The sequence below is a fragment of the Ectopseudomonas composti genome, assembly GCF_001567565.1.
Taxonomy (GTDB): Bacteria; Pseudomonadota; Gammaproteobacteria; order Pseudomonadales; family Pseudomonadaceae; genus Aquipseudomonas; species Aquipseudomonas composti_A.
In genome coordinates this window covers 105,978-121,559 of sequence record NZ_LSSW01000019.1, presented here as the reverse complement: position 1 = coordinate 121,559, position 15,582 = coordinate 105,978, and the positions used below count along the sequence as shown (strand labels likewise).

The following is a 15,582-nucleotide window of genomic DNA, read 5'->3' as shown; positions in this document are numbered from 1 at the left end:
TCGTCCACCCTACTCGCGGATTCCGCCGGGGCGGCTCGTTGCAGGCATTCTGTTCAGAGCGAGGGATTCGCGAAATCATGTTTTTTGTAGTTGCTGGCAAGGGAAAAACTGCACGCAGGCTTTGACGGTGCAAGCGCCTACGGCTGCGCACAAAGATCGAGCAGGGAAACCGACTCATAATCGCTATATACAAAAAGATATAACGATGTAGGATTGCCGCATTCACACCGGCTGCCAGGCGTCGAGGCGACGCCTGCACACGACAAGGAATTGCCATGCTCAAGCCTCTCCAGCACAGCCTTCTAGCCCTCGGTCTGCTCTTTGCCGGCGTCGCCGGCGCCGATGAGGTCAAGGTCGCGGTCGCAGCCAACTTCACCGCACCGATCCAGGCCATCGCCCCTGCGTTCGAGAAAGCCACCGGGCACAAGCTGCTGGCCTCCTTCGGCGCCACCGGGCAGTTCTATGCGCAGATCAACAACGGCGCGCCGTTCGAGGTGTTCCTCGCGGCCGACGACAGCACGCCAGCCAGACTGGAAAGCGAAGGCAAGGTCGTCCCTGGCTCGCGCTTCACCTACGCCATTGGCAGCCTGGTACTGTGGTCGGCCGATGCCAGCTATCTCGATGGCACGGACGCGGCGCTGAAAGCCGGCCAGTTCAAGCACCTGTCCATCGCCAATCCGCAGGCCGCGCCCTATGGCCTGGCGGCGACCCAGGTACTGGCCAAGCTGGGCCTGAGCGAAGCGCTCAAGGGCAAGCTGGTCGAGGGCCAGAACATCACCCAGGCGTATCAGTTCGTTGCCACCGGTAACGCCGAGCTGGGCTTCGTCGCGCTGTCGCAGGTGTACGAGCAGGGCCAGGTCAGCAGCGGCTCGGCCTGGATAGTGCCGGACACCCTGTACCAGCCGATCAAGCAGGACGCGGTGATCCTAAAGCCAGGCGCGAACAATCCGGCGGCTGCGGCGCTGGTGCAGTACCTGAAAAGCCCGGAAGCGGCGAAGGTGATCGAGTCGTTCGGCTATAAACTGCCATAGAACCATTTGCCTGAACCTGGCCCGGACTGCCTCCGCGCCAGGCTCGCCTTTCGGAACCTCGCATGCCGCTGTCCAAGAACGACCTCGATGCCATCTTCCTGACCCTGGAGCTGGCCTCGCTGACCACCGTGCTGCTGCTGATCATCGGCACGCCCATCGCGCTGTGGCTGACACGTACCGAGTCCTGGCTCAAACGCCCGGTCGGCGCCGTGGTGGCGTTGCCGCTGGTGCTGCCGCCGACGGTGATCGGTTTCTACCTGCTGGTCAGCATGGGGCCCAACGGTTTCTTCGGCCAACTGACGCAGAGCCTCGGCCTGGGCACCTTCACCTTCAGCTTCACCGGCCTGGTGATCGGCTCGATCTTCTACTCCCTGCCCTTTGTCGTGCAGCCGCTGCAGAACGCCTTCGAGGCCATCGGCCGCGCCCCACTGGAAGCTGCCGCGACCTTGCGCGCCAACCCCTGGGATACGTTCTTCAGCGTGGTGCTGCCGCTGGCCCGCCCGGGCTTCATCACCGCCGCCATTCTCAGCTTCGCCCATACCGTTGGTGAGTTCGGCGTGGTGCTGATGATTGGCGGCAACATCCCCGGCAAGACCCAGGTGGTGTCGGTGCAGATCTACAACCATGTGGAAACCATGAACTACGCCCAGGCGCACTGGCTGGCTGGCGGCATGGTGGCGTTCTCCTTCATCGTCCTGCTCGCGTTGTACAGCGGGCGCAGCCACAAGATGAGGGCGTTGTGATGTTCGGTTTCGGCAAGCCCGCGCCTTTGCCCGTGACGGATGACGGGTGTATCCGCGCGCGCTTTCTGGTGCAGCATCCGGGCTTTCAGCTGGACGTCGATCTCGACCTGCCCGGGCGCGGCATCAGTGCGCTGTTCGGCCATTCCGGCTCGGGCAAGACCAGTTGCCTGCGCTGCTTCGCCGGGCTGGATCGCCCGCAGCAGGGCTACCTGCAAGTGGCCGGTGAGCTCTGGCAGGACAGCGAGCGCGATTTCTTTCTGCCGGCGCACCAGCGCGCCATCGGCTACGTGTTCCAGGACGCCAACCTGTTCCCGCATCTCAACGTGCGCCGCAATCTGCAATACGGGCAGAAACGCATCCCGGCGGCGCAGCGCAAGGTGGCGCTGGATCAGGCGCTGGAATTGCTGGGCATCGGTCACCTGCTCGAGCGCATGCCCTCGGCATTGTCCGGCGGCGAGCGCCAGCGCGTCGGCATCGCCCGTGCACTGGTCACCAGCCCGCGTTTGCTGCTGATGGACGAACCCCTGGCTTCGCTCGACCTCAAGCGCAAGCAGGAAGTGCTGCCTTACCTGCAACGCCTGCACGAGGAGCTGGATATCCCGCTGCTCTACGTCAGCCATGCACCGGACGAAGTGGCGCGGCTGGCCGATCATCTGGTGCTGCTCGACGAAGGCCAGGTGCGCGCCAGTGGCCCACTGAAGGAAACCCTGCTGCGCGCCGACCTGCCGTTTGCCAGCGATGACGAGGCCGAAGCCGTGATCGACGGTGCAGTCTGCGGCCACGATGGCGCCTACGACTTGCTGCAACTGCGCCTTCCCGGCAGCGAAGCCTGCCTGCGCCTGCCCCATGCGGCGCTGCCCGAGGGCCACCGGGTGCGGGTGAAGATCAAGGCGCGCGACGTCAGCCTGAGCCTGCAACGCGCCGAGGGCAGCAGCCTGCTCAACCTGTTGCCGGTGCGGGTCGAGGGCTGGCACGCGCTGGGTGCGCAGATGCTGCTGACCCTGAGCATCGGCGATCAGCGTTTGCTGGCGCGGATCACCCGCTACTCCTTCGATCACCTGGGCATTCACGCCGGACAGGCGATCTGGGCTCAGATCAAATCAGTGTCGCTGCTGGCACCGTAGGTACGCGGTCCCATAGGCCGTACTCGGCTTTGGCTTGCTGCATCCATGCAATCGTCGCGAAGCACTACGCCGCATCACATTGGCGGGTTGTAGCCGTTCAGGCACGCCGGCGCGAGCGCTGCTCGATACGGCTCTGCAGGCGATACAGATAGGCGAAGCCCTGCTCCCAATAACGGTGTCCGGACTTCACGTTGATATGCCCGGCACCGCTGAGGATCACCGTCTCACTGCCCCAGTCACGCGCCAGCTCCAGGGCGCGCAGCGCGCTGGCTGCAGCATCGTTATCGGAGCCCACCAGCAGGCTGGGAAAGGGCAGCAAATCGCGCGGCATCGGCGCGAAATTTCGCAGCGGTTCGGGGCAGCCTGGCCGCTCGACATCGGCCGGCGCGACCAGCAGCGCACCACGCACACGGCGCAACAGTTCGACCGGAGCCTGCCGCGCCCAGTGCGCAACGGTGATGCAGCCCAGGCTGTGCGCAATGAGCATGGCCGGACGCGGATCGGCGGCGACCGCTGTATTCAGCGCAGCGATCCAGTCGCCCCGTTGCGGGTTGATCCAGTCCTGCTGCTCGACCCGCGCACTGTTTGGCAGGCTGCGCTGCCAGTGGCTTTGCCAGTGTTCCTCGGGTGAGCCCTGCCAACCCGGCAGGATCAGATAACGGATTGCTTCGCTGGCCATGACGGCGCCTCCTTGAATCGAATGGCGTCAGTCTAGGCAGCGCGAATTCATTACAAAAAGAATAAGAATTTATTTGCTTATTCCATAAATACAATTCAAGCAGACAACGCCTTATATTTCCAAAAAGAATATAAATGTTCTTAAACAGTATTTTTAAGAATATTCGTGCCTACCTACTATCCGCTCCACGCCAGCGTCGGCACTCGTTGCGCCGCCGTGGTGCCCATTCACAAGGAGCCTGGAAATGACCGCGACGCTGAGAAACCTGGAAGGTCAGGATGAAGCCGTCATCCTCCGCGAGATCCAGACCGCCCTGCATGGCCTGAAATTCGGCTCGGTGGAAATCACCGTGCACAACGGCCAGGTGGTGCAGATCGAGCGCAAGGAAAAGATCCGCCTGCAACAGCCGAACACCAAGCACAGCTGACAGATCACCGACTCATGATGCAGCCCGACTGGACCACCGGAGGGCTAGAACCCCAACGCCTCCGCCAACACAAGAACTTATCCAGTTTAGGAGCTGCACCATGTCCATTCGCCGTTTCGCCCTGGCCGCGCTGGCCAGCACCCTGATCGCCGGCCCGGCCATCGCCCAGCCGCTGCTCAACGTATCCTACGACCCGACCCGCGAGCTGTACGTCGAGTACAACGCCGCCTTCAACACATTCTGGCAAGCGCAGGGCAACCCGGCCGTGACCATCCAACAGTCCCACGGCGGCTCGGGCAAGCAGGCCCGTGCGGTGATCGACGGCCTGCGTGCCGACGTGGTGACCCTGGCGCTGTCCGGCGATATCGACGCGCTGAACCTCAACCAGCAACTGATCGACCCGAACTGGCAGGCGCGCCTGCCGGATAACAGCACGCCGTACACCTCGACCATCGTGTTCCTGGTACGCAAGGGCAACCCGAAAGGCATCAAGGACTGGGATGACCTGGTCAAGGACGGCGTGGAAGTCATCACCCCGAATCCGAAAACCTCCGGCGGCGCGCGCTGGAACTTCCTCGCCGCCTGGGCCTATGCCCGCGAGAAATTCGGCAGCGAAGACAAGGCGCTGGAGTTCGTCACCGAGCTGTACCGCCATGCCCCGGTGCTGGATACCGGCGCTCGCGGCTCGACCATCAGCTTCGTCCAGCGTGGCCTGGGTGACGTACTGCTGGCCTGGGAGAACGAGGCCTACCTGTCGCTGGCCGAAGAAGGTGGCGACCAGCTGGAGATCGTCACTCCGTCGCTGTCGATCCTCGCCGAGCCGCCAGTAGCGGTGGTCGATGCCAACGTCGAGCGCAAGGGTACTCGCAAAGTGGCCGAAGCCTACCTGCAGCACCTGTACAGCGAAGAAGGCCAGCGCATCGCCGCGAAGAACTTCTACCGCCCACGCAACGCCACCGTTGCTGCCGAGTTCAAGGATCTGTTCCAGGATCTCAAGCTGGTGACCATCGACAAGGACTTCGGCGGCTGGAAAGAAGCCCAGCCGAAGTATTTCGGTGACGGTGCGGTGTTCGATCAGATCTTCAGCAAGATCAACCAGTAGCAGCGAATTCATTCGCGATTGTCTCGCGCGTTTCGCCATGGATTCGCGCCCATAGGGACGTACCCAGCGGCCCTGGGTGCGGCCCTGATCGCTGCCACATGAAGGACACTCCATGTCTCGTCGAACTTCCCCGGTCATACCCGGCTTCGGGCTGACCCTGGGCTACACCATCAGCTACCTGGCCTTGATCGTGCTGATTCCGCTAGGGGCGATGCTGCTCTTCTCGCTGCAACTGAGCGGCGAACAGTGGTGGGCACTGCTCAACAACCGCCAGCTGCAGTTCTCGCTGCAACTGTCGTTCGGCACCGCGCTGGCCGCCGCCCTGCTCAATGGCATCCTTGGCACCGTCATCGCCTGGGTGCTGGTGCGCTACACCTTCCCTGGCCGGCGCATCATCGATGCCATGGTCGACATGCCCTTCGCCCTGCCCACCGCCGTGGCCGGCATTGCGCTGACTGCGCTGTACGCACCCAACGGACTGATCGGTTCGCTGTTCCCGTTCAAGATCGCCTATACCCCGCTGGGCATCACCCTGGCGCTGGTGTTCGTCACTCTGCCGTTCGTGGTGCGCACCCTGCAGCCAGTGCTGGCCGACATCCCCAAGGAGGTCGAGGAAGCCGCCGCCTGCCTGGGCGCCAAGCCGCTGCAGGTGTTCCGCCATGTGCTGCTGCCCAGCCTGTTGCCGGCGTGGCTGACCGGCTTCGCCCTGGCCTTCGCCCGCGGCGTCGGTGAGTACGGCTCGGTGGTGTTCATCGCCGGCAACATCCCGCTGAAGACCGAGATTCTGCCGCTGCTGATCGTCTCCAAGCTGGACCAGTACGACTACCCCGGCGCCACCGCCATCGGCGTGATCATGCTGGTGGTGTCGTTCATCCTGCTGCTGCTGATCAACCTGCTGCAGCGGCGCATCCAGCCGCCACTTTGAGGAGCCTGTCATGAGCCTTGCAACCCTTGGCAGGAGCGCGGCTGCGCGCCCGGCCAGCCGTTCCGCCGGCGCCATCGTCCTGATCGTCATCGCCTGGGCCGTGTTCGCCATGATCCTGCTGCTACCGCTGTATATGGTGCTGACCCAGGGCCTGAGTCGTGGCCTGGAATTCTTCTGGGCGGCGATCCGCGAGCCGGATGCTATCTCGGCGCTGCAACTGACCCTGCTGGCCACCGCCATCTCGGTGCCGCTGAACCTGGTGTTCGGCGTCGCTGCGGCCTGGGCAGTGACCAAATTCGAGTTTCGCGGCAAGAGCATTCTGGTCACCCTGATCGACATGCCGTTCTCGGTGTCGCCGGTGGTCGCCGGCCTGATCTACGTGCTGCTGTTCGGCTCGCAGAGCGTGCTCGCGCCCTATCTCGACTCGCACAACCTGCAGATCATCTACGCCGTACCCGGCATCGTGCTGGCGACGATCTTCGTCACCTTCCCCTTCGTCGCCCGCGAGCTGATCCCGCTGATGGAGCAGCAGGGCAGCACCGAGGAAGAGGCCGCGCGCCTGCTCGGTGCCAACGGTTGGCAGATGTTCTGGCATGTCACGCTGCCTAACGTAAAATGGGCGCTGATTTACGGCGTGGTGCTGTGCACCGCCCGTGCGATGGGCGAATTCGGCGCAGTATCGGTGGTCTCCGGGCATATCCGCGGGTACACCAACACCCTGCCGCTGCATATCGAGATTCTCTACAACGAGTACAACATCGTCGCCGCCTTCAGCGTGGCGATCCTGTTGCTCGTCATGGCCCTGGTGGTGTTGCTGCTTCGCCAATGGAGCGAGGCGCGTCTGAGCCGCCAGCTACAAGCCGATCGAGAAGACTGACAGCCGTAGCGCCGCCTGAAAGCGGCCCGGCCCACGGAACCACCAGGAATAAGCCATGAGTATCGAAGTCACAGGCGTCAACAAGCAGTTCGGCCAGTTCAAGGCGCTGAACGAGATCAACCTGAGCATCCTGAGCGGCGAGCTGGTCGCCCTGCTCGGCCCGTCCGGCTGCGGCAAGACCACCCTGCTGCGCATCATCGCCGGCCTGGAAACCCCGGACAGCGGCAGCATCGGCTTCCACGGCGAGGACGTCTCCGAGCACGACGTGCGTGATCGCAATGTCGGCTTCGTGTTCCAGCACTACGCGCTGTTCCGCCACATGACCGTGTTCGACAACGTCGCCTTCGGCCTGCGCATGAAGCCCAAGCGCGAGCGCCCGAGCGAAGAGGTGATCAAGCAGAAGGTGCACGAGCTGCTCGACCTGGTGCAGCTCGACTGGCTCGGCGACCGCTACCCGGAGCAACTCTCCGGCGGCCAGCGCCAGCGTATCGCCCTGGCCCGCGCCCTGGCGGTGGAACCGAAAGTGCTGCTGCTCGACGAACCCTTCGGCGCGCTGGATGCCAAGGTGCGCAAGGAGCTGCGCCGCTGGCTGGCGCGCCTGCACGAGGAAGTGCACCTGACCAGCGTGTTCGTCACCCACGACCAGGAAGAAGCCATGGAAGTGGCCGACCGCATCGTGGTGATGAACAAGGGCGTGATCGAGCAGATCGGCACCCCGGCCGAGGTCTACGAAAACCCGGCCAGCGACTTCGTCTACCACTTCTTGGGTGACGCCAACCGCCTCTACGTCGGCAACGACCACCACGTGCTGTTCCGCCCGCACGAAGTCGACCTGTCTACCGAACCAGGGCCGGAGCACAAGGCCGGTGAAGTGCGTGACATCCGCCTGCTCGGCGCCATCACCCGCATCACCCTCAAGGTCGAAGGCCAGGACGAGCTGATCGAGGCCGAGGTAGCCAAGGATCACGTCAGCCTGGACAACCTCGCACGCGGCACCACCCTGTACTTCAAACCCAAGGGCGGCAAGCCGGTCAGCGCCCAGGCCTGAGCGGCCTAATCCAGGGCGATCGCCATGATCGCCCTGCGCCCCTGTGGGGAAACCTGCAGCGCACGCGAACCCTGGCTGCGCCGCAGCCAACCCTGGCCTTCGCACAGACTCAGCAACGCCGCGCCCAGCGCTCCGCCCAAATGCGGCTTGCGCTCGCTCCAGTCGGGGCAGGCGCACAGACGCTGGCGGCGTTGACGGCCGACCTGCTGCAGATCGATGCCCAATGCCTGCAGGCCCTGCTCGCCGCGCGCGGTCAGGGTCAGCGCAGCGCCCTCCTCGCTCAGCCAATCGGCGGCACGCATGCGCGCGAACACGCCGACTGCCAGCTCGCCGGCCAGGTGGTCATAGCAGGTACGCGCCTCGCGCATGGGCTGCGGCGTGCCGCGCGAGCTTGGTATAGCGCGAGCTTGCCGGGGCTGTGCAGCCAGTGCAGCACTGGCCAGCGCCTCGACCAGTTGCCCGACTTCCGGCCCGGCCAGGCGGTAATAGCGATTGCGCCCATGGCGCTGCTGGGCCAGCAGGCCGCCCTCTACCAGCTTGGCCAGGTGCGCGCTGGTCGACGACGGAGACAGCCCCGCCAGCAAGGCCAATTCACCGGCCGGCCGCGCGCTACCATCCATCAGTGCCCAGACCATACTCGCGCGCCCGGCATCGGCGAGCAGGGCAGCAATCGAACTGAAACCCGGTGCGTATTCCATAGTTCACCTCATGACGAAACATGGCATGCAACAAATGTGGATACTGGCAGGCAACTTCAGCCAGAGCCAGGGAGAAAGCCGATGCTCGCCGTGATCTTCGAAGTCGAGGCCAAACCGGACCAACAGCAGGACTATCTCGACCTCGCCGCAGAGCTGCGCCCGCTGCTCGCCGAACAGCCAGGTTTCATCTCCATCGAGCGCTTCCAGAGCCTTACCCTGCCAGGGAAGATCCTGTCGCTGTCGTTCTGGCAGGACGAGGCCTCGGTCCAGGCCTGGCGCCAGCGCGATGAACACCGACGCGCACAGACGGCAGGACGCGAGGAGGTTTTCAGTCACTATCGTCTGCGCGTGGCCCAGGTACTGCGCGACTACGGCATGCACGAACGCGACGAGGCGCCCGCCGACAGCCGGGCGATCCACGAACAGGGGGCTGCACGATGACCGATCATCTATCGCTGATCCTCGCCACCTTTCTGCTCGCCGGCATGGTCAAGGGCGTGGTCGGCCTCGGCCTGCCGACCATCGCCGTCGGTTTGCTCGGCCTGGTGATGGCGCCGCTGCAGGCCGCTGCGCTGCTGATCATCCCGTCGATGGTGACCAACATCTGGCAACTGTGCGACGGCCGCAGCCCACTGCCGATGTTGCGCCGCCTGTGGCCGATGCTGCTGGGCATCCTGTTCGGCACGCTGCTGATCGCCGGCCTGCTGCAGAGCCTCGATCTGCCCGGCGCCAGCCGCTGGCTGGGCGCCGCCCTGGTGCTCTACGCGCTGCTCGGCTTGGCCAAGGTGCACTTTCGCGTGGAGCGCGCCAGGGAAGCCTGGCTAGGCCCGGTGATCGGTGCGATCACCGGCGCGATTACCGCAGTCACTGGCGTGTTCGTGATTCCCGCCGTGCCCTACCTGCAGGCCATCGGCCTGGAGAAGGACGATCTGGTCCAGGCCCTGGGGTTGTCGTTCAGCGTCTCGACGCTGGCGCTGGCGGCCGCGCTCGGGCAAAGCGGTGAACTGCTGCAACCGGCGGTCCTCGGCTTCTCTGCCCTGGCCCTGCTACCCGCCTTGCTGGGCATGGCCGCCGGCCAGTGGCTGCGCAAACGCATCAGCCCGGAGCGCTTCAAACTCTGGTTCTTCATCGGCCTGTTGCTGCTCGGGGCCGAGCTGGCGTTGCGCGGCCTTTGAGCCAGGCCCATCAGATCACGGCGGCCGACGAGTGCTTGAGGCCCAGCCATTGCAATCCGGCCAGCAGTCCTACCGCCAGCGCCTGGGTGATGACGAAGCAGTAGCCGAACAGGTTCGGCGACACCCAACCGATCACTAGCAACAGCAGGCTGTCGAGCACCCAGATGAGATTGACCGCGATCACCGCCCAGATGACCTGACGGCTGATCTCGGCACGGTTGGACAACCACACCAGCAGCGCGGCGAATGGCAACAGGGCGCTGCCGGCGACCAGCAACAGCAGGCGCGGCAGTTCGAGGAAGGCGCCCAGCCAGCCGGCAGCCAGGACCAGCAGCAGGCCGGTGACACCGCTGAGCAGGCCATCGAGCAAGAGGGCGTTGCGCAGCATCGGGGTGGGTTGTAGTGCGTTCATGGCGAATCCTCCGTAAGGGCACCGGGGTGGTACCTGGCCTACAGGTTTCGCTGAAACGCTCGGGGCGTCGATTACCTCCCAGGTAATGGCTGACATGACCTGGCTGGACTATCGTGCTGGCCATGAATACGAACGCCCAGACCGCCGGCACGCTGTTGCGCCAATGGCGCCAGCGACGCCGTTTGAGCCAGCTCGACCTCGCCTGCGAGGCCGATATTTCCACGCGCCACCTGAGCTTCGTCGAGACAGGACGCGCTCAACCCAGCCGCGAGATGCTGCTACACCTCGCCGAACAGCTGGAGATCCCTCTGCGCGAGCGTAATCGCCTGCTCAGCGCCGCAGGTTTCGCCCCCCTGTATAGCCAGCATGACCTGGCCGACCCGGCGCTGGCTCCGGCCCGCCAGGCCATCGAGCAGTTGCTCCAGGCCCATGAGCCTTACCCGGCCCTGGCCATCGATCGGCAGTGGAACCTGCTGGCGGCCAACGCCTCGGTCGCTCCCTTTCTCGATGGCGTGGCGGATTTTCTGCTCGGCCCGCCGCTCAACGTGCTACGCCTGTCCCTGCACCCGCAGGGGCTGGCGCCACGCATCGTCAACCTGGCGCAATGGCGCGCGCATCTGTTGCTACGCCTGCATCGAGATGCCGAGGTCAGTGGCGACCCGCAGCTCTTCGCCCTGCACGAAGAACTGCTGACCTACCCCGCCCCCGAGGATCAAGGCGACCCGCTGGCCGAGGCGGTACTGATGCCGGTGCAGCTGCGTACCGAGGCCGGCGTGCTGAGTCTGATCAGCACCACCACGGTATTCGGCACGCCGAACGACGTGACCCTGGCCGAACTGGCGCTGGAAACCTTCTTCCCCGCTGACGCCTTCAGCACCGACTACCTGCGCAATCTGACGAAAAGCCCCTGAACGGTAGCGATTTCCGACGAAATCACTCTTTCGGGTCATGCTCCGCTACGCGTGGCGCAGTAGTCTTGGCGCTGCGTCGTTGACGCTGCCAATGCATACCTGCTCAAAACAATAACAAGGAGCACCCCGGATGCGCTGTAAAGCACTGTTGCGCCATGCTTTTGTCTGGTCGCTCGGACTCTTCGTCGGGCTCTCGCCAATGGCCTTCGCCGAGGCCGTCAGCCCACAGGAACAGATTCAGATACACGCCAGCCGCGCCACCAGCAGCCTGATGCTGTTACGTGGCGAAGGTTTCCAGAAGACTCATCAGCAGCGCCTGGACGCCGACCTGGCCGCGCTGGCCGGCGCCATGCAGAGCCTGCCGCAGGGCAACGCCGCGCTCACCAGCGCCCATCTGGCCCTCGTTACCCAACTGCGCAACGGTGTTTCCTATGGCCCCGGTGACGAGAACGTGCCCTGGCGCTTCCCCGAGGATCTCAGCCGTGCCCTGCGCGATTTTCTCAGCGCAGCCCGCGCCTTACCGGGCGCCGAAGACCAGAGTGAGCTGGCAGCCAAGGTCGAGTACCTCTGCGTGCAGTACCTCAGCCGCTCCTATCTGGGCACCTTCGAGATCGCCCGCGAGCAGCCCGGCACCTATCTCGGCCAGGACGAACGCCTGCTGCTGCCGGCCATCGATAGCGAACTGCAGGCGCTCAAGGATCAATCCGACCCGCAGGTGAGCAAGCTGCACACGCGCTGGAGCTATCTGCGCGCCGCACTGGCCGACATGAACAGCCAGAGCAACACCCTGCAAAGCGTCTCTGGCCGCCCCTTCGCCCCCATCACCGTGGACCGCCACGCGCGCGCGATGACAGCGCAGTGGATGACGATGTTCTAGCCCCGCGACCGTGCAAAGCAATCGTAGGAGCCGGCTTGCTGGCGATGCGTTTCGTCAGATCGTTACGCTACGGGGTCGCCAGCAAGCTGGCTTCTGCTTTTCATACAGAACCCAGAAAAGCTCGCGGCTAAAGCCCCTCCCACGGTCTCTCGGGATTGTGGGAAGGGTTTTAGCCGCGACGAACAGCAGAAGCGGTACGTGCTCAGGCCAGCGCCTTCTTCTCGCGGATGCAGGTCGGGCCGGCGATTTCCACCACGGCATGCTCGACCTCCTTGCGCAGGCCAAGCAGGAAGACCAGCTCAGCGACTACGAACAGCGGGCCGATGATCAGCCCCGTGATGTCGTCGACGAACGCCGGCTTGCGCCCTTCGTAGTAATGACCGACAAACTGGATGATCCAGCCGACCACGAACAGGCCAAGCCCTGCCGTCAGCCACAGGCCGGTACTCGCCAGCGCCAGCTTGGCCGCGACCCACAGGGACAGCGCCAGCAGAGCGCTCATGAGCAGGCCGAAGCGGGTATCCAGGCGCAGGTAGAACCATGCCGACGCCAGCGCCACCAAGGTCGCCGGCGCCAGCCACAGGCCGGCGAACTGGAACCCCGGGCGCGACAGCAGCACGGCGACGGCCAGCACGATCATCGGGATGCCGATGAAATGGCTGGCGATGTTGCGCCGGTCGCGGTGGTAGGCGGCATACTGCGCCAGGTGATCGACGAGGGTTTTCATGGTTATCGTCCTCACGTGTGAAACGGGCCCGAGCATCATCACCTTGCCGTGGCTCTTCGCACTGTCGGCTAGCCGACAATGGCAACGATGGCCTCGGCGCCGCGTAACCTCACAGGAGCCGCAATGCTCGATCCCCGTGACTATTTCAGCCATCTGAACCAGGGCCACTGGTTCGCCGCACTGCCCCAACCGCTTGGCCAGAGCCTGCTGGCGATAGCCCAGGTGCAACGCCTGGACGCCGGCCAGCGGCTGTTTCGCCGTGGCGACAAACCCAGCGGGCTGTATGCGGTAGTCGAAGGCGCGGTGCGCGTCGGCGCGGTCAGCGAGAGCGGCAAGGAGGCGCTGCTGACGCTGGTCGAGCCGCCCTACTGGTTCGGCGAAATTTCCCTGTTCGATGGCCTGCCGCGCACCCACGATGCCTTCGCCGAGAGCGCCAGCACCCTGCTGCTGCTACCCCAGCATGAGCTGCTCGCCCTGCTCGAACGCGAGCCGCAGTACTGGCGCGATTTCGCCCTGCTGATGAGCCACAAACTGCGCCTGACCTTCCTTACCCTGGAGGACATGAGCCTGCTGCCGGCCGCGCCACGCCTGGCCCGGCGCCTGCTGCTGATCGCCGAGAACTACGGCGAGAGCGAACCACGGCGAGTGCTGCACCTGGCCCAGGAACAACTGGCGCTGATGCTCTCGCTGTCGCGCCAGACCACCAACCAGATCCTCAAGGAGCTGCAGGCACAGGGCGTGGTGCAGCTGACCTACGGCGAAATCGAGATTCTCGATATCGAACGCCTGCGCCAGCTGGCCTCCTGAACCGCTGGCGCCCTGCCACTGTCCAACCCCTGTCAATTTTCCTGCAGGAAGCGCCGCAACGATGCCTGACAACACCCATGCCCCGCTGCCCGATGTGCTCGCCGGCCCGCTGCTGCGGCGCCTGGAACCCGGCCGCCTGGTGCTGTGGCTGGTAGCCAGTCGCGAGCTGACCCTGCAACTGTGGCTGCAACCCGAGGGCCAGGCGCAACAACGCCACAGCCTGGGTGACGAGCATTGCCAGCAGCTGCCGCTCGGCCAGCATGCCGTGCTGCACCTGATCGACCTGCCCCTCTCGCAAGCGCTGCCGCAGGACGCGCGCATCGCTTACGACCTGCAGATCGTCGACGACGCGGGCGCGAAAGGCATGCGCGACTGGGCACCGCACTTGCTGCATGACGGCGCCGAGCATGCCGATTTCGTCCTGCGCTCACGCGTCGATCAGCTGCTCCACGGCTCCTGCCGCAAGCCGCACCACGCCGCCGACGATGGCCTGCTGTGCGCCGACCGTCTGCTCGCCGAACCACACGACGCCACGCAGCGCCCGGCCCTGCTGCTGATGAGCGGCGATCAGGTCTACGTGGACGACGTCGCCGGGCCGATGCTCTGCGCCATCCACCAGTTGATCGCCCGCCTCGGCCTGTTCGACGAGTTCCTCGAAGGTGCGGTAGTCGAGAACAGCCAGTCGCTGTACGCCAACCCGGTCGGCTACTACCAGCGCGCCGAACTGCTGCCGGCGGTGAAGAGCAACCAGACCCTGCGCGACAAGTTCTTCGGCGGTGTCGAGAAGCCGGTATTCACCAGCAGCAGCGCCGACAACCACCTGGTGACCTTCGCCGAGATGATCGCCATGTACCTGCTGGTCTGGTCGCCGCTGCCCTGGACGCTGATCAGCGAAAAGCAGCCAGCGCTGGATGACGAACAGCAGCAGCGCTACGCCAGCGAGCGCGAACGTATCGATGCCTTTCGCCAGAATCTGGGCCAGGCCGCGCGGGTGTTCGCTCACCTGCCGACGCTGATGATCTTCGACGACCACGACGTCACCGACGACTGGAACCTCTCCGCACGCTGGGAGCAGACGGCCTACGGCCACCCGTTTTCCAAGCGCATCATCGGCAACGCCCTGCTCGCCTACCTGCTGTGCCAGGGCTGGGGCAACAACCCGGACGTATTCGAGGAGCCGCTGCAGGTCTTTCGCGAACTGCTTGAGCAGCGCCAGGACGACCATCTGCAGGCCACGGCACATGACGCGCTGATCGATCAGTTGCTGGCCTTCGAACAGTGGCACTACGTACTGCCGACCACCCCCGCGCTGCTGGTGCTGGACACCCGCACACGCCGCTGGCGCAGCGAAGGGCATCAGTCGAAGCCCTCGGGGCTGATGGACTGGGAGGCGTTGTGCGATTTTCAGCAGGCGCTGCTCGACCATCCCAGCTGCATCATCGTCTCGCCTGCGCCGATGTTCGGCGTGAAGCTGATTGAGGGCATCCAGAAACTCTTCACCCTCGCCGGGCACCCGCTGATGGTCGATGCCGAGAACTGGATGGCCCACCGCGGCGCAGCCAGCGTGATGATGAACATCTTCCGTCACTCGCGCACACCAGGCGACTTCGTCATCCTCTCCGGTGACGTGCACTACTCCTTCGTCTATCGCGTGAGCATCCGCCACCGTCGCGCCAGCCCGACCATCTGGCAGATCACCAGCAGCGGCATCAAGAACGAATTCCCGGCCCAGCTGCTGGACTGGTTCGACCGCCTCAATCGCTGGCTCTACGCGCCGTGGTCGCCACTCAACTGGCTGACCAAACGTCGGCGCATGCGCGTCACCCCGCTGATCCCCGATCGCAGCCGCTCAGGCGAACGACTGTGGAACAGCGCGGGCCTCGGCCAGGTGTTTTTCGACGAGCAGGGCCGCCCCACACGCATTCTTCAGCTCAATGCCGACGGCTCGCCGCCAGCCGCGTTCGTGGCCGAGCGTGAAGCGGGCGCAACAGAGGCAGCGCTGCTCAGCGAATGAGCAGC

Annotated in this window: 18 protein-coding genes; 14 read left to right on the top strand and 4 right to left on the bottom strand. The window is 64.8% G+C overall.

What is annotated here, in order from left to right:
* Window positions 1-275: 275 nt before the first annotated feature.
* The 3 genes from modA (at window position 276) to modC (ending at window position 2,898) form a co-directional block, all read left to right on the top strand.
* On the top strand, window positions 276-1,031 hold the full coding sequence (modA, locus tag PCLY_RS05885; RefSeq protein WP_061238352.1) for a molybdate ABC transporter substrate-binding protein: 756 nt from the start codon (window positions 276-278) through the stop codon (window positions 1,029-1,031).
* A gap of 62 nt (window positions 1,032-1,093) precedes the next feature.
* Window positions 1,094-1,774 (top strand): molybdate ABC transporter permease subunit, encoded by a 681-nt coding sequence (gene modB / locus PCLY_RS05880; protein ID WP_061238351.1) that lies wholly within the window; start codon window positions 1,094-1,096, stop codon window positions 1,772-1,774.
* Window positions 1,774-2,898: a molybdenum ABC transporter ATP-binding protein gene (modC, locus tag PCLY_RS05875; RefSeq protein WP_061238350.1), complete on the top strand. Its 1,125-nt coding sequence runs from the start codon at window positions 1,774-1,776 to the stop codon at window positions 2,896-2,898. Before modB ends, modC begins: the two co-directional genes overlap by 1 nt.
* Before the next feature lie 97 nt (window positions 2,899-2,995).
* Here the strand turns inward: modC and PCLY_RS05870 are convergent, their stop codons facing one another.
* Window positions 2,996-3,577, bottom strand: a complete 582-nt coding sequence (locus PCLY_RS05870) for an RBBP9/YdeN family alpha/beta hydrolase (protein ID WP_061238349.1) — start codon at window positions 3,575-3,577, stop codon at window positions 2,996-2,998.
* 244 nt (window positions 3,578-3,821) lie between these two features.
* Between PCLY_RS05870 and oscA the strand changes: the two genes are divergently transcribed.
* The 5 genes from oscA to PCLY_RS05845 all read left to right on the top strand — a co-directional run bounded on the left by oscA (window position 3,822) and on the right by PCLY_RS05845 (window position 7,956).
* On the top strand, window positions 3,822-4,004 hold the full coding sequence (oscA, locus tag PCLY_RS05865; RefSeq protein ID WP_061238348.1) for a sulfur starvation response protein OscA: 183 nt from the start codon (window positions 3,822-3,824) through the stop codon (window positions 4,002-4,004).
* A gap of 100 nt (window positions 4,005-4,104) precedes the next feature.
* Complete coding sequence (locus PCLY_RS05860) at window positions 4,105-5,106, top strand: sulfate ABC transporter substrate-binding protein (RefSeq protein ID WP_061238347.1); 1,002 nt, start codon at window positions 4,105-4,107, stop codon at window positions 5,104-5,106.
* Between the two features lie 112 nt (window positions 5,107-5,218).
* Window positions 5,219-6,031 (top strand): sulfate ABC transporter permease subunit CysT, encoded by an 813-nt coding sequence (cysT, locus tag PCLY_RS05855; RefSeq protein WP_061238346.1) that lies wholly within the window; start codon window positions 5,219-5,221, stop codon window positions 6,029-6,031.
* A gap of 10 nt (window positions 6,032-6,041) precedes the next feature.
* On the top strand, window positions 6,042-6,908 hold the full coding sequence (gene cysW, locus PCLY_RS05850; protein ID WP_061238345.1) for a sulfate ABC transporter permease subunit CysW: 867 nt from the start codon (window positions 6,042-6,044) through the stop codon (window positions 6,906-6,908).
* Between the two features lie 55 nt (window positions 6,909-6,963).
* A complete protein-coding gene (locus PCLY_RS05845; RefSeq protein WP_061238344.1) occupies window positions 6,964-7,956 on the top strand; it encodes a sulfate/molybdate ABC transporter ATP-binding protein in 993 nt (330 codons plus the stop codon).
* A 5-nt stretch (window positions 7,957-7,961) separates the two neighbouring features.
* On the opposite strand, the gene PCLY_RS05840 is transcribed toward PCLY_RS05845, so the two are convergent.
* The gene (locus PCLY_RS05840; protein ID WP_061238343.1) at window positions 7,962-8,654 is read right to left on the bottom strand and encodes an ArsR/SmtB family transcription factor; all 693 of its coding nucleotides are present in this window, start codon (window positions 8,652-8,654) and stop codon (window positions 7,962-7,964) included.
* An 81-nt stretch (window positions 8,655-8,735) separates the two neighbouring features.
* Between PCLY_RS05840 and PCLY_RS05835 the strand changes: the two genes are divergently transcribed.
* The gene (locus PCLY_RS05835) at window positions 8,736-9,095 is read left to right on the top strand and encodes an antibiotic biosynthesis monooxygenase family protein (protein WP_061238342.1); all 360 of its coding nucleotides are present in this window, start codon (window positions 8,736-8,738) and stop codon (window positions 9,093-9,095) included.
* Window positions 9,092-9,829 carry a sulfite exporter TauE/SafE family protein gene (locus tag PCLY_RS05830; protein ID WP_061238341.1) on the top strand — a complete coding sequence of 246 codons (738 nt, stop codon included), beginning with the start codon at window positions 9,092-9,094 and terminating at the stop codon, window positions 9,827-9,829. The genes PCLY_RS05835 and PCLY_RS05830 overlap by 4 nt, the downstream gene beginning before the upstream one ends.
* Window positions 9,830-9,839: 10 nt before the next feature.
* Here PCLY_RS05830 and PCLY_RS05825 read toward each other — a convergent pair whose 3' ends face one another.
* Window positions 9,840-10,241, bottom strand: coding sequence for a hypothetical protein (locus PCLY_RS05825; protein WP_061238340.1), 402 nt, complete (start codon window positions 10,239-10,241; stop codon window positions 9,840-9,842).
* A 122-nt stretch (window positions 10,242-10,363) separates the two neighbouring features.
* Between PCLY_RS05825 and PCLY_RS05820 the strand changes: the two genes are divergently transcribed.
* Together PCLY_RS05820 and PCLY_RS05815 are read left to right on the top strand one after the other, a co-directional pair.
* Window positions 10,364-11,152: an MmyB family transcriptional regulator gene (locus tag PCLY_RS05820; protein WP_061238373.1), complete on the top strand. Its 789-nt coding sequence runs from the start codon at window positions 10,364-10,366 to the stop codon at window positions 11,150-11,152.
* A gap of 130 nt (window positions 11,153-11,282) precedes the next feature.
* Window positions 11,283-12,029 carry a hypothetical protein gene (locus PCLY_RS05815; RefSeq protein ID WP_061238339.1) on the top strand — a complete coding sequence of 249 codons (747 nt, stop codon included), beginning with the start codon at window positions 11,283-11,285 and terminating at the stop codon, window positions 12,027-12,029.
* A 202-nt stretch (window positions 12,030-12,231) separates the two neighbouring features.
* On the opposite strand, the gene PCLY_RS05810 is transcribed toward PCLY_RS05815, so the two are convergent.
* On the bottom strand, window positions 12,232-12,756 hold the full coding sequence (locus PCLY_RS05810) for an Mpo1 family 2-hydroxy fatty acid dioxygenase (protein ID WP_061238338.1): 525 nt from the start codon (window positions 12,754-12,756) through the stop codon (window positions 12,232-12,234).
* 123 nt (window positions 12,757-12,879) lie between these two features.
* On the opposite strand from PCLY_RS05810, the gene PCLY_RS05805 reads away from it, so the two are divergent.
* Together PCLY_RS05805 and PCLY_RS05800 are read left to right on the top strand one after the other, a co-directional pair.
* Entirely contained in the window at window positions 12,880-13,563 is a 684-nt protein-coding gene (locus tag PCLY_RS05805) for a Crp/Fnr family transcriptional regulator (protein WP_061238337.1), read from the top strand.
* Window positions 13,564-13,624: 61 nt separating this feature from the next.
* Entirely contained in the window at window positions 13,625-15,577 is a 1,953-nt protein-coding gene (locus tag PCLY_RS05800; protein WP_061238336.1) for a metallophosphoesterase family protein, read from the top strand.
* Window positions 15,578-15,582: the final 5 nt, after the last annotated feature.

What these genes read in the sequence shown, in the direction of transcription:
- modA (WP_061238352.1), top strand. Translation starts at nt 276, where the DNA reads ATGCTCAAGCCTCTCCAGCACAGCCTTCTAGCCCTCGGTCTGCTCTTT.
- modB (WP_061238351.1), top strand. Translation starts at nt 1,094, where the DNA reads ATGCCGCTGTCCAAGAACGACCTCGATGCCATCTTCCTGACCCTGGAG.
- modC (WP_061238350.1), top strand. Translation starts at nt 1,774, where the DNA reads ATGTTCGGTTTCGGCAAGCCCGCGCCTTTGCCCGTGACGGATGACGGG.
- PCLY_RS05870 (WP_061238349.1), bottom strand. Translation starts at nt 3,577, where the DNA reads ATGGCCAGCGAAGCAATCCGTTATCTGATCCTGCCGGGTTGGCAGGGC.
- oscA (WP_061238348.1), top strand. Translation starts at nt 3,822, where the DNA reads ATGACCGCGACGCTGAGAAACCTGGAAGGTCAGGATGAAGCCGTCATC.
- PCLY_RS05860 (WP_061238347.1), top strand. Translation starts at nt 4,105, where the DNA reads ATGTCCATTCGCCGTTTCGCCCTGGCCGCGCTGGCCAGCACCCTGATC.
- cysT (WP_061238346.1), top strand. Translation starts at nt 5,219, where the DNA reads ATGTCTCGTCGAACTTCCCCGGTCATACCCGGCTTCGGGCTGACCCTG.
- cysW (WP_061238345.1), top strand. Translation starts at nt 6,042, where the DNA reads ATGAGCCTTGCAACCCTTGGCAGGAGCGCGGCTGCGCGCCCGGCCAGC.
- PCLY_RS05845 (WP_061238344.1), top strand. Translation starts at nt 6,964, where the DNA reads ATGAGTATCGAAGTCACAGGCGTCAACAAGCAGTTCGGCCAGTTCAAG.
- PCLY_RS05840 (WP_061238343.1), bottom strand. Translation starts at nt 8,654, where the DNA reads ATGGAATACGCACCGGGTTTCAGTTCGATTGCTGCCCTGCTCGCCGAT.
- PCLY_RS05835 (WP_061238342.1), top strand. Translation starts at nt 8,736, where the DNA reads ATGCTCGCCGTGATCTTCGAAGTCGAGGCCAAACCGGACCAACAGCAG.
- PCLY_RS05830 (WP_061238341.1), top strand. Translation starts at nt 9,092, where the DNA reads ATGACCGATCATCTATCGCTGATCCTCGCCACCTTTCTGCTCGCCGGC.
- PCLY_RS05825 (WP_061238340.1), bottom strand. Translation starts at nt 10,241, where the DNA reads ATGAACGCACTACAACCCACCCCGATGCTGCGCAACGCCCTCTTGCTC.
- PCLY_RS05820 (WP_061238373.1), top strand. Translation starts at nt 10,364, where the DNA reads ATGAATACGAACGCCCAGACCGCCGGCACGCTGTTGCGCCAATGGCGC.
- PCLY_RS05815 (WP_061238339.1), top strand. Translation starts at nt 11,283, where the DNA reads ATGCGCTGTAAAGCACTGTTGCGCCATGCTTTTGTCTGGTCGCTCGGA.
- PCLY_RS05810 (WP_061238338.1), bottom strand. Translation starts at nt 12,756, where the DNA reads ATGAAAACCCTCGTCGATCACCTGGCGCAGTATGCCGCCTACCACCGC.
- PCLY_RS05805 (WP_061238337.1), top strand. Translation starts at nt 12,880, where the DNA reads ATGCTCGATCCCCGTGACTATTTCAGCCATCTGAACCAGGGCCACTGG.
- PCLY_RS05800 (WP_061238336.1), top strand. Translation starts at nt 13,625, where the DNA reads ATGCCTGACAACACCCATGCCCCGCTGCCCGATGTGCTCGCCGGCCCG.